14 protein-coding genes are annotated in these 19,286 nt (G+C 71.7%); 8 read left to right on the top strand and 6 right to left on the bottom strand.

The window, feature by feature from the left end; genetic code table 11:
* Nucleotides 1-35: 35 nt before the first annotated feature.
* Nucleotides 36-1,376 (top strand): UDP-glucose/GDP-mannose dehydrogenase family protein, encoded by a 1,341-nt coding sequence (locus tag C3488_RS29510; protein ID WP_103843941.1) that lies wholly within the window; start codon nt 36-38, stop codon nt 1,374-1,376.
* A gap of 105 nt (nt 1,377-1,481) precedes the next feature.
* On the opposite strand, the gene C3488_RS29505 is transcribed toward C3488_RS29510, so the two are convergent.
* A complete protein-coding gene (locus C3488_RS29505) occupies nt 1,482-3,176 on the bottom strand; it encodes a PucR family transcriptional regulator (RefSeq protein WP_181139246.1) in 1,695 nt (564 codons plus the stop codon).
* Nucleotides 3,177-3,437: 261 nt separating this feature from the next.
* Between C3488_RS29505 and C3488_RS29500 the strand changes: the two genes are divergently transcribed.
* Genes C3488_RS29500 through C3488_RS29490 form a run of 3 tightly spaced genes read left to right on the top strand, consistent with a single transcriptional unit; the run spans nt 3,438 to nt 9,030 of the window.
* Complete coding sequence (locus tag C3488_RS29500) at nt 3,438-4,706, top strand: aspartate aminotransferase family protein (protein WP_103843940.1); 1,269 nt, start codon at nt 3,438-3,440, stop codon at nt 4,704-4,706.
* The gene (locus tag C3488_RS29495) at nt 4,703-7,594 is read left to right on the top strand and encodes an FAD-binding and (Fe-S)-binding domain-containing protein (RefSeq protein ID WP_103843955.1); all 2,892 of its coding nucleotides are present in this window, start codon (nt 4,703-4,705) and stop codon (nt 7,592-7,594) included. Before C3488_RS29500 ends, C3488_RS29495 begins: the two co-directional genes overlap by 4 nt.
* Nucleotides 7,591-9,030 carry an NAD-dependent succinate-semialdehyde dehydrogenase gene (locus C3488_RS29490; RefSeq protein WP_103843939.1) on the top strand — a complete coding sequence of 480 codons (1,440 nt, stop codon included), beginning with the start codon at nt 7,591-7,593 and terminating at the stop codon, nt 9,028-9,030. Before C3488_RS29495 ends, C3488_RS29490 begins: the two co-directional genes overlap by 4 nt.
* Before the next feature lie 299 nt (nt 9,031-9,329).
* On the opposite strand, the gene C3488_RS29485 is transcribed toward C3488_RS29490, so the two are convergent.
* Complete coding sequence (locus tag C3488_RS29485) at nt 9,330-10,073, bottom strand: IclR family transcriptional regulator (RefSeq protein ID WP_103843938.1); 744 nt, start codon at nt 10,071-10,073, stop codon at nt 9,330-9,332.
* 284 nt (nt 10,074-10,357) lie between these two features.
* Nucleotides 10,358-11,104 (bottom strand): IclR family transcriptional regulator, encoded by a 747-nt coding sequence (locus C3488_RS29480; RefSeq protein ID WP_103843954.1) that lies wholly within the window; start codon nt 11,102-11,104, stop codon nt 10,358-10,360.
* A gap of 504 nt (nt 11,105-11,608) precedes the next feature.
* Here C3488_RS29480 and C3488_RS29475 point away from each other — a divergent pair.
* Nucleotides 11,609-12,070: an Lrp/AsnC family transcriptional regulator gene (locus C3488_RS29475; protein WP_103843937.1), complete on the top strand. Its 462-nt coding sequence runs from the start codon at nt 11,609-11,611 to the stop codon at nt 12,068-12,070.
* Between the two features lie 159 nt (nt 12,071-12,229).
* Here C3488_RS29475 and C3488_RS29470 read toward each other — a convergent pair whose 3' ends face one another.
* The 3 genes from C3488_RS29470 to C3488_RS29460 all read right to left on the bottom strand — a co-directional run bounded on the left by C3488_RS29470 (nt 12,230) and on the right by C3488_RS29460 (nt 15,936).
* Complete coding sequence (locus C3488_RS29470) at nt 12,230-13,660, bottom strand: aldehyde dehydrogenase family protein (protein WP_103843936.1); 1,431 nt, start codon at nt 13,658-13,660, stop codon at nt 12,230-12,232.
* Nucleotides 13,653-14,741: a homoserine dehydrogenase gene (locus C3488_RS29465; protein WP_103843935.1), complete on the bottom strand. Its 1,089-nt coding sequence runs from the start codon at nt 14,739-14,741 to the stop codon at nt 13,653-13,655. Before C3488_RS29465 ends, C3488_RS29470 begins: the two co-directional genes overlap by 8 nt.
* Nucleotides 14,742-15,192: 451 nt before the next feature.
* A complete protein-coding gene (locus C3488_RS29460) occupies nt 15,193-15,936 on the bottom strand; it encodes an IclR family transcriptional regulator (RefSeq protein ID WP_103843953.1) in 744 nt (247 codons plus the stop codon).
* Nucleotides 15,937-16,203: 267 nt separating this feature from the next.
* Between C3488_RS29460 and solA (C3488_RS29455) the strand changes: the two genes are divergently transcribed.
* The 3 genes from solA (C3488_RS29455) to C3488_RS29445 all read left to right on the top strand — a co-directional run.
* Entirely contained in the window at nt 16,204-17,340 is a 1,137-nt protein-coding gene (gene solA / locus C3488_RS29455; protein WP_103843934.1) for an N-methyl-L-tryptophan oxidase, read from the top strand.
* A 44-nt stretch (nt 17,341-17,384) separates the two neighbouring features.
* A complete protein-coding gene (solA, locus tag C3488_RS29450; protein ID WP_103843933.1) occupies nt 17,385-18,521 on the top strand; it encodes an N-methyl-L-tryptophan oxidase in 1,137 nt (378 codons plus the stop codon).
* Nucleotides 18,522-18,539: 18 nt separating this feature from the next.
* Nucleotides 18,540-19,286: succinylglutamate desuccinylase/aspartoacylase family protein (locus C3488_RS29445; RefSeq protein WP_103843932.1), on the top strand; the 747-nt coding region annotated here is incomplete at its 3' end.

The raw sequence follows: 19,286 nt of genomic DNA, 5'->3' as shown, positions 1-19,286 counted from the left end.
GGACGGCGGGTGCGACGCACCCAGCGGAGGATCCCATGCACGTGGCTGTGATGGGGCAGGGCTATGTCGGAGTGACCGGTGCGGTGGAGCTGACCTTGCAGGGGCACCATGTCACCGGCGTCGAGCAGAACCCGGCCCGGCTGCGCGACCTGCGGACAGGACGGGTCCCCTTCAGCGAGCCGGGCTTGCAGCAGGCGCTGTCGGCGGCCCTCGCCACCGGGCGGCTGTCGTTCACCGGCGCACCCGGGCCACCGCACCGGCACCAGCCCTTCGACGTCGTGCTCATCGTCGTGGGGACACCGCCCGACGGGCACGGATGGGTGGATCTCTCGCAGGTCCGCACCGCTCTGGACGCCGTCCTCCGGCTACGGCCCGCCCCGCGTGTGGTGGCGGTGAAGTCCACCATCCCGCCGGGCACCAGCAACGACCTCGCGGACGCCCACCCCGGGCTGCGGGAGCGCTACGTGCACAACCCGGAGTTCCTCAGCCAAGGGAGCGCGCTGCGGGACTGGGCCTGCCCCGCCCGCGTCGTCGTGGGCCTGTGGTCGCACGATCTCCTTCCGGCGCTCCGCGATCTCTACGCGGGCCCGGCCTGCGAGTGGGTGGTGACCAGCCCCACCAGCGCGGAGATCATCAAGTACGCCGCCAACGCCTTCCTGGCCACCAAGATCAGTTTCGGGAACGAGATCGCCCGCCTGTGCTGTCTTCCGGACGTCGACGTCGACCACGTCATGCGCGGCATCGGCGCCGACCCGCGCATAGGGCACGCCCTGTTGCAGCCCGGCCTCGGGTTCGGCGACCACTGCCTGCCCAAGGACACCGCCGCCCTGGCCCGCTGGGCGGCCGCCCTGGGCGTTCCCACTCCGCTGCTGGACGCCACCATCGCCGTCAACCGGGACCAGCCCCGACTCGTCGTCCGGATGCTCCAGAGCGCACTGGACGGACAGCTTCCCGACGCGGTCGTCGCGGTGCTGGGGCTCCGGTACCAGCCCTGGAGCGACGACCTGCGCGCGGCCCCCAGCCGCAGCATCGTCCCCGCCCTGCTCGACCAGGCGGCCGAGGTCCGCGTCTGGGACCCGGCCACCGGCAAGGACGACATCGCCGCGCTCTTCCCCGGCACCCGCCCCGCGGACTGCCTGAGCACGGCGGTCCAGGGAGCCCACGCGGCCGTCATCCTGACCGAGTGGCCGGACATCGTGGAAGCGGACTGGCGGATCCTGAGCGGCCTGCTCGCCGAACCCCGCCTGATCGTGGACGGCAAGAACTGCCTACCGCCCCGGCAGCTGTCGAGCCTGCCCGCCCGATACCACTCGATAGGATCCCGCCCACCCGCCGCCGGCCCCACACCCCAGCCGGTCCTGAACGACCTGACCTGAACCGTTCCGCCGCTGCGGTTCCCGGGGACGGGGCCGACGTGCCGGCCGCGCGTAGCTTCGGAAAGCGCTGCCGGTCTGTCGCGCTGCTGCTGGCCGAGAGGCCCTTCAGCGCACCCGCAGAACGTCGAGCGCGGTGAGTGCCACGTGTAGTTCGGTGCGCTGTTCGCCGGACTCCAGGTCGCACTCGAGTATCCGCTCGATGGCGCGAAGACGCTGGTAGACGGTCTCGCGGGACAGACCGCCCGAGCGGGCCGCCACCGTCTTGTTGCCTGCCGCGTCCAGGTAGTGCCGCAAGGTGGTCAGCAAGTCCGTGCCGTGGCGGGCGTCGTGGTCGGCGAGTCGGCCGAGCCGGCGTTCGGCGTAGTCCTGGATGCGGGTGTCTTCGCGGAGTGCGAAGAGGAGGCGGCGCAGGCCGATGTCGGATCGTTCGTGGTAGGAACGTCCGGGCGGGAGCGGCTGGCCGGGCTCGGTGGCTTCGGCCACACGGGTCGCGTCGCGGAAGGAGTGGGCGACGCCGGTGAGGTCTGTCACCTCGCTGCCCGTACTCACAGCCGTCCCCGGCAACAGGTCGAGTGCGGTGCGGCTCAGGTGTTCGACGACGGGTCGCCATGGCTGCTCCGGCCGCAGGGACAGGAGGATGCCGATACGGGTCGGTCCGAGGAGGCCGACGAGGGCCTGGTATCCCCTCTTCCTCGGCTCCTCGGAGAGGAGTTCCTCCGCCTTGGCCGTGTCGTCCTGCTGAGGGACGTCCACGAGCACGGCGAGGAAGCGGGAGCCCTTCGTCGGCACTCCCAGCGCGGTGACCCGGGCGTCGGCGTCCGCAGGCGAGCGGTGGCGCTGTTCCACGAGGTCGCGCAGGACGCTGCGATGTGCGGTGCGCTCCCAGGGTTCGGAGTGGGTGAGGCGGGCGATGGTGAGGGCCATCGCGGTCCTCTCCAGGACGGTGACGTCCTCGGGGCCGAACGGGCCGCACGCCCAAGGAGCGGCCGGGCCGGGCGGTGCCGGGAGCATGGCCACCCTGCCCCAGCGTTCGCCCTGGTACTCCACGGGTGCCGTGAGCCAGCTCTCGGGGCCCGAGACGGTGGTGTGGTCGGCGGGCGGTGTCGCTCGGGAGCGCTGTTCCCAGTCGGTGAGCGCCACCTCGACCGTGTCTCCGGAGGGCCGGTAGATCAGTGCCTGGTGGACCAGGTTCTCCAGTACGACGGTGTGGCCGCTCATCTCGGCGGCGGCGCGTACGACGTCCTCGGGTCCGGCGCCGCGCAGGGTGAGGGCGGTGAACGCCTCGTGGACCCGCTGGGTCCGCCGCATCGCCTCGGCCTGGTTGCCGAGGATGAGGGCGTGGACGACCTGGGTGACCTCCAGGAAGTTGACGTCCCTGGCCAGGGTGATGAGGGGGAGGCCGCGGGCCTGGCAGGCGTGGACCAGGGCGTCGGGCGGACGGTGGTAGCGACGGACCAGTTCGATGACCAGGGCCGCGGCGCCGATGTCGGCGAGTTCGTCGACGTAGCGCCGTACACCCGCCGGTCCGTCGGGCAGAGGCATGCCGGTGGTCAGTACGAGTTCGCCGCCCTTGAGGAAGGAGGCGGGGTCGGTCAGCTCCGTGATGTGGACCCAGCGGACGGGCCGGTCGAGCCGTGCCACGCCGGTGACGACCTGGGGCTGTCCGGCGGCAAGGACGGGGAGGGCCAGGACGTCGGCCACGCTGATCGGGCGGCCGACGGTGTCCAGCTCGCCGCCCGGCACGGAGGCGCCGGTGCTGTCGGCGCCCGGCCCTGGAGCAGTGTGGTGGTTCTCGCTCACGGTGCCTCCATGGGGCCCCCGCTCGAGCGGAGCCCGAGAGCTCGGGGAAGTGCCCCGTCACTCTGACAAGCGTCGCTGACCTGCGCAAGGGCCCGGAGACGGCGAGCGCGTGGCGGACGGGCGGGGCACGGAGCCGGGTGCGGTTGACACAACGTCCGGATACCGCGTCGCGGCCGGACAGATCGCGGGTTGGTGCCGGCCCGGTCCACGGAGATGCTCGGGGAGACCGGAGCAGACCGACGAACACGCCGGGAGACGAACATGACCGCACTGTCGCCGCACCTTCGCCAGGCCACACCCGTGGTGGCGGTCCGGGGCGAGGGCGTCCACCTCTACGGCGAGGACGGCCGCCGCTACCTGGACTTCACCGCCGGCATCGGCGTCACCAGCACCGGGCACTGTCACCCCAAGGTCGTGGCGGCGGCTCAGGAGCAGGTGGGCACCCTCGTCCACGGCCAGTACACGACGGTCATGCACCAGCCCCTGCGGCGGCTCGTCGACAAGCTCGGCGAGGTGCTGCCGGCCGGCCTGGACAGCCTGTTCTTCACCAACTCCGGCAGCGAGGCGGTCGAGGCGGCGCTGCGGCTGGCCCGCCAGGCCACCGGCCGCCCCAACATCATCGTCTGCCACGGCGGCTTCCACGGTCGTACGGTGGCCGCCGCCTCCATGACCACCTCCGGCACCCGCTTCCGCTCCGGCTTCTCCCCGCTGATGAGCGGTGTCGTCGTCACCCCCTTCCCGTCGGCCTACCGATACGGCTGGGACGAGGAGACCGCGACCCGCTTCGCCCTGAAGGAACTGGACTACACGCTCCAGACGATCTCCTCGCCCGCCGACACGGCGGCGATCATCGTCGAGCCGGTGCTCGGCGAAGGCGGATACGTGCCCGCGACCCAGGCCTTCCTCCAGGGCCTGCGGGAGCGCGCGGACCGACACGGCTTCCTGCTGATCCTCGACGAGGTGCAGACGGGCGTCGGCCGCACCGGCCGCTTCTGGGGCCACGACCACTTCGGCGTCACCCCGGACATCCTGGTCACCGCAAAGGGCCTGGCCAGCGGGTTCCCGCTGTCCGGCATCGCCGCCTCCGAGGAGCTGATGACCAAGGCGTGGCCGGGCTCGCAGGGCGGTACGTACGGCGCCAACGCCGTCGCATGCGCGGCTGCCTGCGCCACTCTCGACGTCGTACGCGACGAGAAGCTCGTCGAGAACGCCGAGGCGATGGGCAAGCGGCTGCGCCAGGGGCTGGAGGCGGTGGCCGACCGGACACCGGGCATCGGCGACGTACGCGGCCTCGGGCTCATGCTCGCCACCGAGTTCGTCACCGAGGACGGCAGCCCCGACCCGGAGACCGCCGCCCGCGTGCAGCGCGCCGCCGTGGACGAGGGCCTGCTCCTGCTGCTGTGCGGGGCCTGGAACCAGGTCGTGCGCATGATCCCGGCGCTCGTGATCGACGAGACGGCGGTGGACGAGGGTCTCCAGGCGTGGGCGACCGCGGTGGAGGTCGGCACATCGGGCGTGGCACGGCGATGACGGACACCACCACGGCCCTGGAGCCGCTGGTCGCGCGGCTCGCCGAGACCGCTCCCGGCCTGCGGGTGGAGACCGGCCCTGGCTCCACCGGCCTCTACGCCTACGACGCCTCCAACTACCGGGTCCCGCCGCGGGCCGTGGTCTTCCCCCGCAGCGACGACGACGTGGTCGCGGTGCTGCGGGCCTGCCGGGACGCGCGGATCCCGGTCACCGCGCGGGGCGGCGGCACCAGCATGGCGGGCAACGCGGTAGGGCCGGGCGTCGTCCTGGACTTCTCCCGGTACATGAACCGGATCCTGGACATCGACCCGGCGGCGCGCACCGCGCGCGTCCAGGCCGGAGTGGTCCTGGACGCGCTGCGCGGCGCGACCGCCCTGCACGGGCTCACCTTCGGCCCCGACCCCTCCTCGCACAGCCGCTGCACCCTCGGCGGCATGATCGGCAACGACGCGTGCGGGAACCGGTCGGTGCGGCACGGACGTACCAGCTCCCACATCGAGGCGCTTGAGATCGTCACGGCCGACGGCGTGCGCGCCGTCGCGGACCGCACCGGCCTGCGCGCGGCCGACCCGAACGACACGGACGCGGTCCAGCGCGTCGCCCGCCTCGAAGCGGACGTACGCCGCCTCGTCGACGCCAACCTGGCGCCGATCCGCACCGAGCTGGGCCGCATCCCCCGCCAGGTATCCGGCTACCAGCTGCACCACCTGCTGCCCGAGCACGGCTTCGACATGGCCCGCGCGCTGGTGGGCACCGAGGGCTCCTGTGCGGTCGTCACCGCGGCGACGGTCCGCCTGGTGGCGACCGCACAGGCTTCGACGCTGCTGACGCTCGGCTACGACGACGTCGTCGACGCCGCCGAGGACGTCCCGGAGATCCTGCGCTGGAATCCCACCGCGGTGGAGGGCATGGACGAGGCGATCGTCGAGACCATGCGCGCCCGACGCGGACCGGACTCCGTCACCGGACTGCCCGAGGGGCGGGCCTGGTTGTACGTCGAACTCGACGGTGACGACAAGGCGGCGGTCGACGCCCGCGCCGCCGAACTGCTGGACGTGCTCGCAGCACGGGGCCGGATGACCGGTGGGCGGGTCGTCCAGAGCCCGGCCGAGCGGCGCTCGCTGTGGCGGGTCCGCGAGGACGGGGCAGGGCTCGCCGCTCGCCTGGTGGACGGCGGGGAGTCCTGGCCCGGCTGGGAGGACGCGGCCGTCGCACCGGAGGACCTGGCCGCCTACCTGCGCGACTTCCGCAAGCTGCTGTCCTCCCACGGCCTGACCGGCGTGCTGTACGGGCACTTCGGCGCGGGCTGCGTGCACGTCCGTATCGACTTCGACCTGGCCACGGACACCGGCCGGGCGGCCGCACGCCGCTTCCTCGGCGAGGCGGCCACGCTCGTGGTCTCGCACGGCGGCACGCTGTCGGGCGAGCACGGTGACGGGCGGGCCAGAGGCGAGCTGCTTCAGGTCATGTACAGCCACCGGATGATCCGGGCGTTCGCCGCCTTCAAGGAGACCTTCGACCCCGAGGGTCTGCTCAACCCCGGCGTCATCGTGGCTCCGGCCCGGCTGGACGCGGATCTCGCGCTGCACGCGCCCGAGGTGCTGCCCGCCGAGACCCTTTTCTCCTTCCCGCACGACGAGGACGGCTTCGCGGGCGCGGTGCGCCGCTGTGTCGGAGTCGGCCGCTGCCGCAGCGACGCGGGCGGTGTGATGTGTCCCAGCTACCGGGCCACGGGAGAGGAGAACGACTCCACGCGGGGCCGGGCCCGCCTCCTTCAGGAGATGGTGCGCGGCGGGACCGTCCAGGACGGCTGGCGCTCTGCCGAGGTGCGCGACGCCCTCGACCTGTGCCTGTCCTGCAAGGCGTGCTCCAGCGACTGCCCGGTCGGCGTCGACATGGCCACGTACAAGTCGGAGTTCCTGCACCAGCACTACAAAGGCAGGATCCGGCCCCGCTCCCATTACTCGCTGGGCTGGCTGCCCCTGACGTCGACCCTCGCCGGATACGCCGCTCGCCCGGTCAACGCGCTGCTGCGCGGGCCGGTCGGCAAGCTGCTCGCCCGCCTCGGAGGCGTGACCACGAAACGCCGCATCCCCGCCTTCGCCTCCCGGCGCGCGCTGCGCCGGGCCCTGCGCACGGCGAGGACGGGCGAACCGGCGAAGGCCTTGCTCTTCGTCGACAGCTTCACCCGCGCCTTCCGTCCCGAGGTGGCCGGAGCGGCGAGCCGCGTCCTCGCCGACGCCGGAATCCCCTGTACGGCGGAGGACGGCCTGTGCTGCGGCCTGACCTGGGTCAGCACCGGCCAGTTGTCCATCGCGCGCCGCATCATGGCCCGTACGGTCGCCCGCCTGGACAACGGCGACGAACGGCCCATCGTCGTGGCCGAGCCCAGCTGCGCCGCGGCCCTCAAACGCGACGTGCCCGAACTCCTCGGCACCCGAGCGGCCCGCCGCGTCGCGGCCCGCGTCCACACCTTCACCGGGGCCCTGACCGACCTCGCCGCGCCCGGCTGGACGCCGCCGGAGCTGCCGGACGACGTCGTCCTGCAGACGCACTGCCACGAATACGCCACCTTCAAGGGCCGCCACCCGCGCGACCTGCTCAGCCGCCTCGGTGTCAGGAAGGTCGACGAGGCCGAGGGCTGCTGCGGACTCGCCGGCAACTTCGGCTTCGAGGCAGAGCACTACGACACCTCGATGGCCGTCGCGGACCTGGCCCTGAAACCCCGTCTGGACGGCATCGACCAGGACAGGCGGGCCGTCGTCGTGGCCGACGGCTTCAGCTGCGCCACCCAGATCGACCACCTCGCCGGTGACCGGGGCATCCGTGCCCTGCACCTGGCGGAACTGCTGGACCCCGCCGCCGATCAACCAGGAGGAGCCTCATGACCGACACACCCACGCAGTTGTTCATCGGCGGGGCCTGGGTGGACGCCGCGGACGGCGCCACCATGCCCGTCGACGACCCCGCGACAGGCGAGATCCTCTGTCACGTCGCGGACGCCGGGCCCAAGGACGCCCGGCTCGCGGAGGACGCGGCCGTGCAGGCCCAGGAGGAATGGGCGCGTACGGCACCGCGGGTGCGCAGTGAGATCCTGCGCCGCGCGTACGAGATCATCCTCGAGCGGACCGACGAGCTCGCGCACCTGATGACGGCCGAGATGGGCAAGCCGCTGGCCGAGGCCAGGGGAGAGGTGGCGTACGCGGCGGAGTTCTTCCGCTGGTTCTCCGAGGAGGCCGTCCGCATCGACGGCGGCCTCGCCACCCTGCCCGACGGCCGCAACCGCATGCTGCTCTCCCGTCGCCCGGTCGGCCCCTGCCTGCTGATCACCCCGTGGAACTTCCCTCTGGCCATGGGCACCCGCAAGATCGGCCCGGCGGTCGCCGCGGGCTGCACGATGGTGCTCAAGCCGGCCCCGCAGACCCCTCTGTCCAGCCTGGCGCTCGCCGCGATCCTCAAGGAGGCCGGGCTGCCGGACGGCGTGCTCAACGTCGTCACCACCTCCCGTGCGGGGGAGGTGTGCGAACCGCTCCTGCGCGGCGGGCGGATCCGCAAGCTCTCGTTCACCGGTTCCACGGCCGTCGGGCGGCTGCTGCTGGCGCAGTGCGCCGACACCGTCGTACGCACCTCTATGGAACTGGGCGGCAATGCGCCCTTCATCGTGTTCGAGGACGCCGACCTGGACAAGGCCGTGGACGGCGCGATGGTCGCCAAGATGCGCAACATGGGCGAGGCGTGCACGGCCGCGAACCGTTTCTTCGTGCACCGGTCGGTGACGGAGGAGTTCGGGCGGCGGCTCGCCGAGCGCATGGGCGCGCTGGTCGTGGGCCCGGGGACCCGGGACGGCGTCGACGTCGGTCCGCTGATCGACAGGACCGGACGTGCCAAGGTCGAGGAACTGGTCGCCGACGCGGTGGGGCGCGGGGCCCGGGTCCTCGTCGGTGGCCGAGCCCCGGAAGGGCCGGGCTGCTTCTACCCGCCGACCGTGCTCACCGATGTGGCCCCCGACAGCCGCCTGATGGACACGGAGATCTTCGGCCCGGTCGCGGCAATCCTCACCTTCGACGACGAGGACGAGGTGGTACGCCGCGCCAACGACACCCCCTGGGGACTGGTCGGTTACGTCTTCACCGAGGGCCTCGACCGCGCCCTGCGCGTGAGCGAACGCCTCGAGGTGGGCATGGTCGGCCTCAACACCGGCCTCGTCTCCAACCCGGCCGCTCCCTTCGGCGGTGTCAAGCAGTCCGGGCTCGGCCGTGAAGGCGGCCGGGTCGGGATCGACGAGTTCCTGGAGTACCAGTACCTCGCGGTGCCCGTGCGATGACGGCGGCGGTCCTGCCCTGACATTCGCCGCGTCGCGCACCGCGCGGGCCCCGTGCCCGGCCGAACAGTCCTCCAGGCCGGGCACGGGGATCGGGCCTGCCTGCTCCCAGCCGGACGGCGGCTCGCGCAGGCGCGGATGGCGTGCGCGTCCTGCGGGTCGGGCCACTGCGGGAGCCACCGCTGCGGGTCTCCCGCAGCAGGGGACGCAGGTGTCGTGGAGCGCAAGGGAACGTGGTCGGGGTCGGCCCGCTGCCGCTCACCGGTGATACGGGGCTGTCGTACAACCGGGGGCCGGTGCGATCAGCGCAGATGGCGGGCGGTGATGTCCGCCGCGGCGGCGGTCACCAGCTGCCCCAGCTCGGCGAGCCGGCCGGCGTCGAAGCGGGAGTCGGGCATCGAGACGGCCACGGCCGCCACAGGCAACCCGTCACCATCCAGGACGGGTGCCGCGATGGCACAGACACCCTGGAGGTACTGGTTGAGGTTGACGGAGTATCCACGGCCCTTGACGCGGCGGAGTTCGGCGCGCAGCTCCACCGGGTCGGTGATGGTCTCGTCGCCGTAACCCTCGAGCGTGCCCGCCGTGAACTCGTCGACCTCGGACTTCGGCAGATGGGCGAGGACCGCGTGTCCGGCGGCCGTGGCGTGCAGCGGTGAGGTGTCGCCGATGGCGTGGAAGGTTCGTACGGCGTGGTCGCAGTCGACGCGGTCGACGACGACCATGCCGTGCAGGGCGTCGGGCACGGACAGGTGGATGGTCTCGTTCAGCGTGTCCCGGAGGCGGATCATGGGCTCGCGGGCGGCGGCGAACAGGCTGGAGCCCTGCAGGGCGGCGGGCCGTACGGCGAGGACGCGGGCGCCGATCTCCCAGCGGGTGGTGTCCTTGCGGTTCGCCCGCAGCCAGCCCGCCTCGTTGAGTGTGACCAGAGTGCGCTGCACGGTCGACTTGGGCAGGCCGAACAGCTTCGTCAACTCCCCGACCGTGACGGGCTGGTGCTGGGCGACCGCCTCCAGGATCCGCAGCGACCTGGTGACGCTCTTCATCTCCATCCAGTGCCCCCGTCAGCTGTGCGGGTTTGTGTGACCACCTCTTGACTCCCTCCCTGGGCCGACCATGATCCGTGCCGGATTTTAGCATCGCGTTCCACAATCCGGCATACGGCTGGGGTCTGCCGATTGGACCGCGCCCTACGTCTGGCTCTTCATCCGGCCGGACGCAGAGGCGATGGCTGCCGCGACACGCACTGAGGGCCGGCTCCACGCCGGTGCGTGGAGCCGACCCTCGCTGGTGCGGGGCTCTCGGCCACCGCCTTTCGTTCAGGCGCCCATCAGGCGCCCATCAGGCGCCCGGAGATCTCCGCGGCCGTGCCGGCGACCAGGCGGCCCCACTCGGGCATCCGGTCCGCGTCGTACCGGGAATCGGGCATCGAGATGGCCACGGCGGCCAGCGGTGTTCCGTCCTCGTTGAGCACGGGCGCGGCGAGGGCGCAGACGCCCGGCCGGTACTGGTTGCGGTTGACCGCGTAGCCGTCGCCGCGCACCCGGTCCAGCTCGGCGCGCAGCTCCTCGGGGTCGGCAGGGGTGGTGTCGCTGAAGCGTTCCAGTCCCCGCGTGAGGAGTTCGTCGACGTCCTGCTTCGGGAGGTGGGCGAGGACGGCTCGCCCGACGGCCGTGGCGTGCAGCGGTGAGGTGTCTCCCACGTTGTGGAAGGTTCGTACAGCGTGGTCGCAGTCGACGCGGTCCACCACGACCATGCACTGCAGGGCGTCGGGCACCGACAGGTGGATGGTCTCGTTCACCGCGTCGCGGAGCCGGATCATGGGCTCGCGGGCGGCGGCGAACAGGCTGGAGCCCTGCAGGGCGGCGGGCCGTACGGCGAGGACGCGGGCGCCGATCTCCCAGCGGGTGGTGTCCCTGCGGTTCGCCCGCAGCCAGCCCGCCTCCGCCAGCGTGACCAGGGTGCGCTGCACCGTCGACTTCGGCAGGCCGAACAGCTTCGTCAGCTCCCCGACCGTGACCGGCTGGTGCTGGGCGACCGCCTCCAGGATCCGCAGCGACCTGGTGACGCTCTTCATCTCCATCCGGCTTCCCCCTGTCGACCCTCGAGATATCTGCTAGACACCCTCTTGACTCCCGCTTCGGGCCACTGTCATCCTCTGTGCCAAAATATAGCACAGCATTCCACATTGTGGCACGATCTGAGAGGTCCGAGCCGAACTCCGAGACAACGGACGGTGTGAGCCGCAGGCCCTCCTGACCGAGCAGCCCCACGTCGGGGCCCCAGCATGCGCCCTGGCGATACGAAAGGAAAGTCCTGTGGCAGCTGCCGGAAAGGGCGTCGCCGTCGCGCGTCGGAACGATCGGCAGCCGGCCCGCCTGGCGGCCGGCGGTGTCGCGCGTTCGTTCGCATCCTGCACGATGATGGTGCCCGGACCGACCGCGGCCTGTTCCTGGCCGGAACAGTGGGGGTCACGGCGGGTGCGGCCGCCGCGACCGCCTTCTGCGTCTGCGGCACACCCGCGATCCGTGTGCCGTGGGGGTGCGCGACCTCGACCGATTCGCGAAGGAGACGGTCCACCGTGGACGCCATCGACGAGAAGATCATCGCCGAGCTGACCCGCAACGGCCGCATCTCGCACTCCGAACTGGCCGGCAGAGTGCTGCTGTCCCGCAACGCGGTGCGCCAGCGCATCGAACGGCTGGAGCGGCAAGGCCACATCGCCGGCTACACCATCGTCCGCGCCGGCGACGACACCGGCGACGTCGTCTCGGCGCTCGTACTCGTCTACCGCCAGGACCGAATGCGCGGCGGCGATGTCCTGGCCGCGCTCAAGCGCATCCCGGAGGTCGTCATCTGCGAGATCCTCAGCGGCGACTTCGACATCATGGTGCGCCTCGAGGCGGCCTCGCTGGAACGCGTACGGGGCATCTGGGAGGACATCGCCCAGATGCCCGGCGTCCGGGACACGGTCACGGCGCTCACCCTGTCCAGGGTGGTCGACCGTCCGCGAGGAGGTCGGACCACGGCGGCACCGGGATGAGCGGCGAGGGGTGCCTGTTCCCGGTCGCGTGGCCCGCCCTGGACCACGAGGTTCGTCACTTCCGTCCCGGCCGCTTGGGTGATCAGCGGCTCGAAGGCGTTGAGCGGGGGTTGCCCGTTCTCCGCGGCCATCGTGGAGTCGCGCCGGTGCGGAAGGCGATCATTGCACCACTTCACTGATGTGGTTGACGCAGACGACCTTGGGCTGGGTCATCTCCTCGAAGGCGAAGCGCACGCCCTCGCGGCCCATGCTGCCGTACTTGAAGCCGCCGAACGGCATGGCGTCGAAGCGGTAGTCGGACGAGTCGTTGATCATCACTCCGCCCGCTTCCAGCAGGCGGGCCGCGGACAGGGCGCGGTCCAGGCGCGAGGTGAAGATGCCCGCGTGGAGGCTGTAGTCGATGGCGTTGGCCTGCTCGATGGCGTCCTCGAAGGACGTGAACGGCTCCAGCACGACGACCGGGGCGAACACCTCCTCCTGCCGGATCGAGCAGGTCGCCGGGACGTCTTCCAGGACGGTCGGCGTGTAGAGGGAGCCGCTGACGTCGTTGCCGCACAGCAGCACCGCGCCCTCGGCCACCGCCGCGTCGACCTTGGCCCGGGTGGCGGCCGCGGCCTCCTGGGTGATCATGGGGCCGACGTCGGTGCGCTCGTCGAGCGGGTCGCCGACGCGCAGCAGCTTGGTGCGGGCGACGAAGGCGTCGCGGAAGCGCTCGTAGACCTCGTGGGCGATGAGGATCCGCTGGGTGCCGATGCAGTTCTGGCCCGCGGCCCAGAACGCGCCGGAGACACAGCAGGCCACGGCCTCCTCCAGGTCGGCGTCGTCCATGACGATGACCGGGGCGTTGCCTCCCAGGTCCATGGCGAGCTTCTTCAGGCCGGCTGTGCGGGAGATGGCCTCGCCGGTGGTGAACCCGCCGGTGAAGGACACCATGCGCACGTCGGGGGCGGTCACGATCGCGGCGGCGATGCCGGCGTCGCCGTTGACGACGGTGACGATCTCCTCGGGCAGGCCGGCCTCGATGAGGGTGTCCACCAGCCGCAGCGCGGACAGCGGCGTCAGGGCGGACGGTTTGAGGATGACCGCGTTGCCGCCCGCGATGGCCGGGCCGAGTTTGTGCGCGACCAGGTTCAGGGGGTCGTTGAAGGGGGTGATGGCGGCGATGATGCCCAGTGGTTCGCGGGTGAACCAGCCCTGCCGTTTCTCGGAGCCCTCATAGGAGTCGAAGGGGATGACCTCGCCGGCGTTGCGCCGTGTCTCGGCCGCGGACAGGGAGAGGGTGTTGACCGCGCGGGCGACTTCCTTGCGGGCCTGGGCGATGGTCTTGCCGGCCTCGCTGACGATCAGCTGGGCGAAGGACTCGGCGCGCCGCTCGACCAGACGGGAGGCGCGTTCCAAGATCGCGGCCCTGGAGGCGCGGGACAGCGCGGCCGCGGTGCGGCGCCCGCATCTGGCCTGCTGAAGGACGGTGCCGATGGCGTCTGCGTCGGCGGTGGGGACCGAGGCGATGATCTCGCCGGTGTAGGGGTTGTGCACGGGCGCCGTGTCGGTGCCGAGTTCGATGCCGGTGGGCACGACGGTGTCAGACACGGTGCGTCTCCTCGAGAACGGGGCGCGTGGGGGCGGTGTCGTCGTCCGCGTGGCGCTGGTGGATGGCGATGAGGTCCGACAGCAGGGCGTAGGCGGTCTCGATGCGGCCGGCGCCCGGCCCGGAGACCGTGACGGTGCCGAGGAGATCGGTGTGGAAGGCGACCGCGTTGACCGGGCCGGAGATCCCCGCCAGCGGGTGGTGTGCCGGCAGGGCGAGCGGGGCGACCCGGGCGTCGACGCTGCCGTCCTCGTGGCGGGTGGCGGAGCCGACCAGCTTCCAGCGCAGCCCCTTGGAGGCGGCGTCCTGCACCTCTTGGGGGCTGATCGCGGAGATGCCCTCGCAGAAGACGTCTCCGCGGCGCAGGTCGGCGCCGAGGACCTCGTTGGCCAGGATCATGACCTTGAGCTGGACGTCGTGGCCCTCGACGTCGGCGGTGGGATCGGCTTCGGCGTACCCGAGGTCCTGGGCTTCTGCGATCGCCGCCGGCAGATCGAGGCCTTCTTCGAGTCGGCCGAGGACGTAGTTCGAGGTGCCGTTCAAGATGCCCTGGACACCGGTGATCTCCAGTCCGCCGAACAGGCGGCGGGCGGTGCGCAGTATGGGGGTGCCGCTGAGTACCGAGCCCTCGAACTCGAAGCCGACACCGTGTTCGGCGGCCAGCTGCTTCAGTGCCCGGCCGGCGAGCGCGACCGGCCCCTTGTTGGTGGTGCACACGTGCTTGCCCGATTCCAGGGCCCAGCGCACGTGGGAGAGGGCGGGCTCGCCGTCGGCGGGGTTGGTGAACGTCGCCTCCACGACGATGTCGGCCGGCACCTCGCGGATCACCCACTCGTTGCGCGGATCAGCGCTGCCGCCGGCAAGGCCCGCGAAGTCCAGCTCCCCGGGCTCGGCGGCCAGCAGCGGCGCCAGATCGATGCCGTCGGTGTCCACCAGGGAACCGGCCCGCAGATCGGTGATCGCCACGACGCGCAGGGTGAAGCCCAGCTCCCCGGCCAGGCGGTCCCCGCGCCGGGATACGAGCTCGGCCAGCGCGCGGTTGACGCCGCCGAATCCGATGAGGGCGAGATCGTATCGACCCATGTGAAAGCTCCTTCGCAGTCCGCCGCACCCTCTTCGGCGCGGCTGCTCAGAGCCTCACGGTCCGGCCTGTCACCTGCTCCATGCCGCAACGACCACACGGCATGCCGATCTGCACCGTGGTGATGCCGCTTCGCTCACCCTGCGTCCGGCGACAAGATCGCGGCCCGCTCGGTGCTTCGGTTCCGTCCGGCTTCCCGCCGTTGGTCCTCGGCCCGGCAAGTCCAGCGGTCACACCGGTTCGGAATCGTCTTCGAGCCGGCTCGTCCTGGCCCGCAGCCATGCCGTCAGCCGGCGGACGCGTCCGTCTTGCTCGGGTGATCGACGGCTGAGGAGGTGGTAGCTGGTGCCGTCGGGCACGAAACCGAAGGGTGCGACGAGTTGCCCTCGCTCCAGGTCGTCGCGGGCGACGGCATCGTCCGGGGGCTGGGGTGCTTGTCCGGCCCGACCGCCGTCAGCCCGAGTGGCGAGCGGTGATCTGCGACGCGGTGTCCATGACCAGGCCTCCCAGCTCGGCCGTGCGGGCCGGATCGAAGCGGGAGCCGGGCATGGAGGCGGCGACCGCGGCCAGGGGTGAGCCGTCCCCGTCCAGGACGGGTGCCGCGACGGCGCACACGTCCGGCCGGTACTGGTTGTGGTTGACGGCGTAACCGCGGTCCTTGACGCGGCGCAGCTCGGCGCGCAGTTCCGCCGGGTCGGTGATGGTGGCCTCGACGTAACCCTCCAGCACGCCCGTCGAGAACTCGTCGACCTCGTGCTCCGGCAGATGGGCGAGGACGGCGCGTCCCGCCGCGGTGGCGTGCAGGGGCGAGGTGTCGCCAATGGTGTGGAAGGTTCGCACGGGGTGGTCACAGTCGACGCGGTCCACCACGACCATGCACTGCAGGGCGTCCGGCATCGACAGGTGGATCGTCTCGTTCAGGGCGTCGCGCAGGCGGACCATCGGCTCGTGGGCGGCGGCGAGCAGGCTGGAGCCCTGCAGGGCGGCGGGTCGTACGGCGAGGACGCGGGCGCCGATCTCCCAGCGGGTGGTGTCCCTGCGGTTCGCCCGCAGCCAGCCCGCCTCCGCCAGCGTGACCAGCGTGCGCTGCACCGTCGACTTCGGCAGACCGAAGAGCTTCGTCAGCTCCCCGACGGTCACCGGCTGATGCCGGGCGACCGCCTCCAGGATCCGCAGTGACCTGGTGACACTCCTCATCTCCATCCGGTTTCCCCCTGTTAATCCTCAGAGATTCCGCTGGACACCTCTTGACTCCCCTCCAAGCCACTGTCATTCTCTGTGCCAGATCCTAGCACGCCATTCCACAATGTGGCACGCAGGCGGAATCCGAGGGCGGGGGTTCCCCGGATCCGGGACGAATGCGAGCGGTGGGGCCAAAAGGGCCCGCCACCTAATAAGTCGCCACCAAACATCCTCACGCTCGGGGCCCCAGCATGCGGCCCGGCGATACGAAAGGAAAGTCCTGTGTCACCTGCGAGGAAGCGCGTCGCCGTCGTCGGCGTCGGAACCATGGGCAGCCAGGCCGCCTGGCGGCTGGCGGCCCGCGGTGCCGAGGTCGTCGGCTACGACCGTTACGCCCCCGGCCACGACCGCAGCGCCGCAGGCGGCGAGACCCGCATCTTCCGCAGCGCACACTTCGAGGACTCCCGTTACGTCCCGCTCCTCCAGCACGCCGACGCCCTCTATGAGCAGCTCCAGCAGGAGACCGGCCGCGAGCTGCGCCGCCTGACCGGGTGCCTGCTGATGGGGCCCACGGAGCAGCAGCAGATGGCCACCGTCCTGCAGTCCATCGCGGAGCACGACCTCGACCACGAGGTGCTCGACGCCGAGTCCCTCGCCAAGCGCTTCCCGCAGTACCGGATCGAGGACGGCGACGCCGCCGTTCTCGACCGCCGGGCGGGCTTCATCCGGCCGGAACTGACCGTCCAGACCGCCGCCCGCCGCGCGGAGGAGCTGGGTGCCGTCATCCACCGCTACACCACGGTCCGCGAGATCGTGCCCGCCGCGGGCGGCGTGGAGATCCGCACCGACGCCGGCAGCGAGCGCTTCGACACCGCTGTCGTCACCCCTGGCCCTTGGGTCAACGACCTGCTGCCCGATCTGCCGTGGGCAGTGCAAGTCCGCCGCCTGGTCAGCGCCTGGTACGTGCCCACCACCGACGCCTGGTTCGGCGAGGAGCGCCCCGCGTTCATCCGCACGGCACCCACCCACTGCTACGGCCTGCCCTCCCCGGACGGTGTCTCCGTCAAGCTCGGCCTCTCCCAGGCCCTGCACAAGCCCGCGGGCGACCCGAACCAGCTGGACCGGACGGTGCAGCCGGAGGAGCTGGAGATCTTCAGCGAGCTGATCGGCCGCTACATGCCGGACCTGCACCCGGACCCGACCCGGCTCTCCGTCTACATGGAGGGCTACACCGAGAGCAGCCGCCCTCTGGTCGGCCCGCTGCCCGGCGCCGACAACGTCGTACTCCTCGCGGGATTCTCCGGCCACGGCTTCAAGCTCTCGCCCGCCTTCGGAGACATCGCGGCCGACCTGGCGCTGGACGGCACTTCGCCCCAGCCCATCGACTTCATTTCCACCGTCGACCGCACCGCGGCCTGACCCCGCCCCGCCCACGATTCGGCACATCCGGCAAGGAGAACCACATGGCCGCGAGGAGACGTGTCGCCGTCGTCGGTACCGGCACGATGGGCAGCCAGGCCGCCTGGCGGCTGGCGGCACGGGGCGCCGAAGTCGTTGCCTACGACCGCTTCGCCCCCGGCCACGACCGTAGCGCCGCAGGTGGTGAGACCAGGGTCTTCCGCAGCGTGCAGACCCACGACGGCCGCTATGTGCCGCTCGTCCGGCACGCCGACGCCCTCTGGAGGCAGTTGCAGGCGGAGACCGGGCGGGAACTGCGCCGCCTGACCGGAGCCCTGGTCATGGGGCCGGCCGACGACCCCGAGATGCGCACCGTCATGGACGGCATCGCCGAGCACGGCCTCGACCACGAGGTGATCGACACCGAGGCGATGGCCAAGCGTTTCCCGCTGTTCCGCGTCGACGACGGCGACCTGGTGGTCCTCGACGGCCACGCGGGCTTCGTCCGCCCCGAGCTGACGGTCCAGACCGCCGCCCGGCGAGCCGAGGAGCTCGGTGCCCGGATCCGCCGCTACACCCCGGTGCGGGAGGTGACTCCCGTCGCCGGGGGAGGCGTGCAGATCCGCACCGACACCGACACGGAGCGCTTCGACGCCGCGGTCGTCACCCCCGGCCCGTGGGTGGGCGACCTGCTGCCCGACCTGCCGTGGGAGGTGAGCGTCCACCGCGCGATCAGCGCCTGGTTCCTGCCCCACGAGGACCACCCGGCAGACGCCGAGCGTCCCGCCTTCATCCGCTGCGGCGCGATCCCCTTCTACGGCATCCCGTCCCCGGACGGCCTGTCCGTCAAGCTCGGCCTGCCGCAGGCCCACCACAAGCCGGTGGACGACCCGAACCGGCTGAACCGGACCGTCGCACCGGAGGAACTGGAGGCCTTCACGACGGCGGTGCGGCGCCACCTGCCCGGCCTGAATCCCGACCCGGTGCGCCTGTCCGTCTTCATGGAGGGCTACACCGAGAGCACCCGGCCGCTGGTCGGCTCGCTGCCCGGCTGCGACGACATCGTCCTGCTGGCCGGCTTCTCCGGTCAGGGCTTCAAGCTCTCGCCCGCCATGGGCGACATCGCCGCGGACCTCGCCCTTCAGGGCCGCACCTCCCAGCCGATCGACTTCATCACCACGGACGGCCGCACCGCGGCCTGAGCCCGAACGAGGAAAGCCATGACCCTGACCATCGGCCCGCTGCGTGCCGAGCCCGGCCAGAAGACCCGCGGGAGCCTGCCCGCCGACCTGGGCACCACGACGGTGGACGTTCCCCTGATCCTCGTCAACGGCTCCCGTCCCGGCCCCAAGATCGTGATCACCGGTGGTGTCCACGGCGGCGAGTTCATCCCCGTCGACGCCACCACCCGCCTGGCCGGGCTGCTGGAACCCGACGAGGTCGCCGGCCGGCTGGTGATCTGCCCCGTGGCCAATCCGCCGGCCGTCTACGGGGGCAGGCTCAACATCTCCCCGCTGGACGGCGTGAACATCAACCGCGTCTTCCCCGGCGACAAGGACGGTGGGCCCACCGACCGGATGGCGGCCTGGCTGTTCGAGCACCTGATCGACGGCGCCGACGCCTACGTGGACCTGCACAGCGGCGGCATCGACCAACTCCTGCTCGACTTCGTCGGCTACCGCCTGACCGGCGACGCCGAGCTGGACGCGAAGAACAAGGCGATGGCCCACGCGGTCGGATACGAGCGGGTCATCTTCGGCACCAGCGCCGACGGCGGCAACAGCCACGCTGCGGCGAACCGGCAGGGCATCCCCGCGATCCTCGTCGAGACCGGTCAGCTCGGCGACCGCGACCCCGCCACCGTGCGCAGGCTGATCGACGCCCTGTACCGGATCCTGCACCACCTCGGTGTCATCGAGGCGCCGCAGCACGTCGCACCGGTGACCGTGCAGCCGCGCGACTGGATG

It is taken from the genome of Streptomyces sp. Ru72 (assembly GCF_002920635.1).
In the GTDB taxonomy this organism is placed as follows: Bacteria; Actinomycetota; Actinomycetes; order Streptomycetales; family Streptomycetaceae; genus Streptomyces.
The sequence above is the reverse complement of the archived record's forward strand: the minus strand, read 5'-3'. Positions and strand labels throughout refer to the sequence as shown.

Coding starts and splice junctions, on each gene's coding strand:
- C3488_RS29510 (WP_103843941.1), top strand. CDS start 36: ATGCACGTGGCTGTGATGGGGCAGGGCTATGTCGGAGTGACCGGTGCG.
- C3488_RS29500 (WP_103843940.1), top strand. CDS start 3,438: ATGACCGCACTGTCGCCGCACCTTCGCCAGGCCACACCCGTGGTGGCG.
- C3488_RS29495 (WP_103843955.1), top strand. CDS start 4,703: ATGACGGACACCACCACGGCCCTGGAGCCGCTGGTCGCGCGGCTCGCC.
- C3488_RS29490 (WP_103843939.1), top strand. CDS start 7,591: ATGACCGACACACCCACGCAGTTGTTCATCGGCGGGGCCTGGGTGGAC.
- C3488_RS29485 (WP_103843938.1), bottom strand. CDS start 10,073: ATGAAGAGCGTCACCAGGTCGCTGCGGATCCTGGAGGCGGTCGCCCAG.
- C3488_RS29480 (WP_103843954.1), bottom strand. CDS start 11,104: ATGAAGAGCGTCACCAGGTCGCTGCGGATCCTGGAGGCGGTCGCCCAG.
- C3488_RS29465 (WP_103843935.1), bottom strand. CDS start 14,741: ATGGGTCGATACGATCTCGCCCTCATCGGATTCGGCGGCGTCAACCGC.
- C3488_RS29460 (WP_103843953.1), bottom strand. CDS start 15,936: ATGAGGAGTGTCACCAGGTCACTGCGGATCCTGGAGGCGGTCGCCCGG.
- solA (WP_103843933.1), top strand. CDS start 17,385: ATGGCCGCGAGGAGACGTGTCGCCGTCGTCGGTACCGGCACGATGGGC.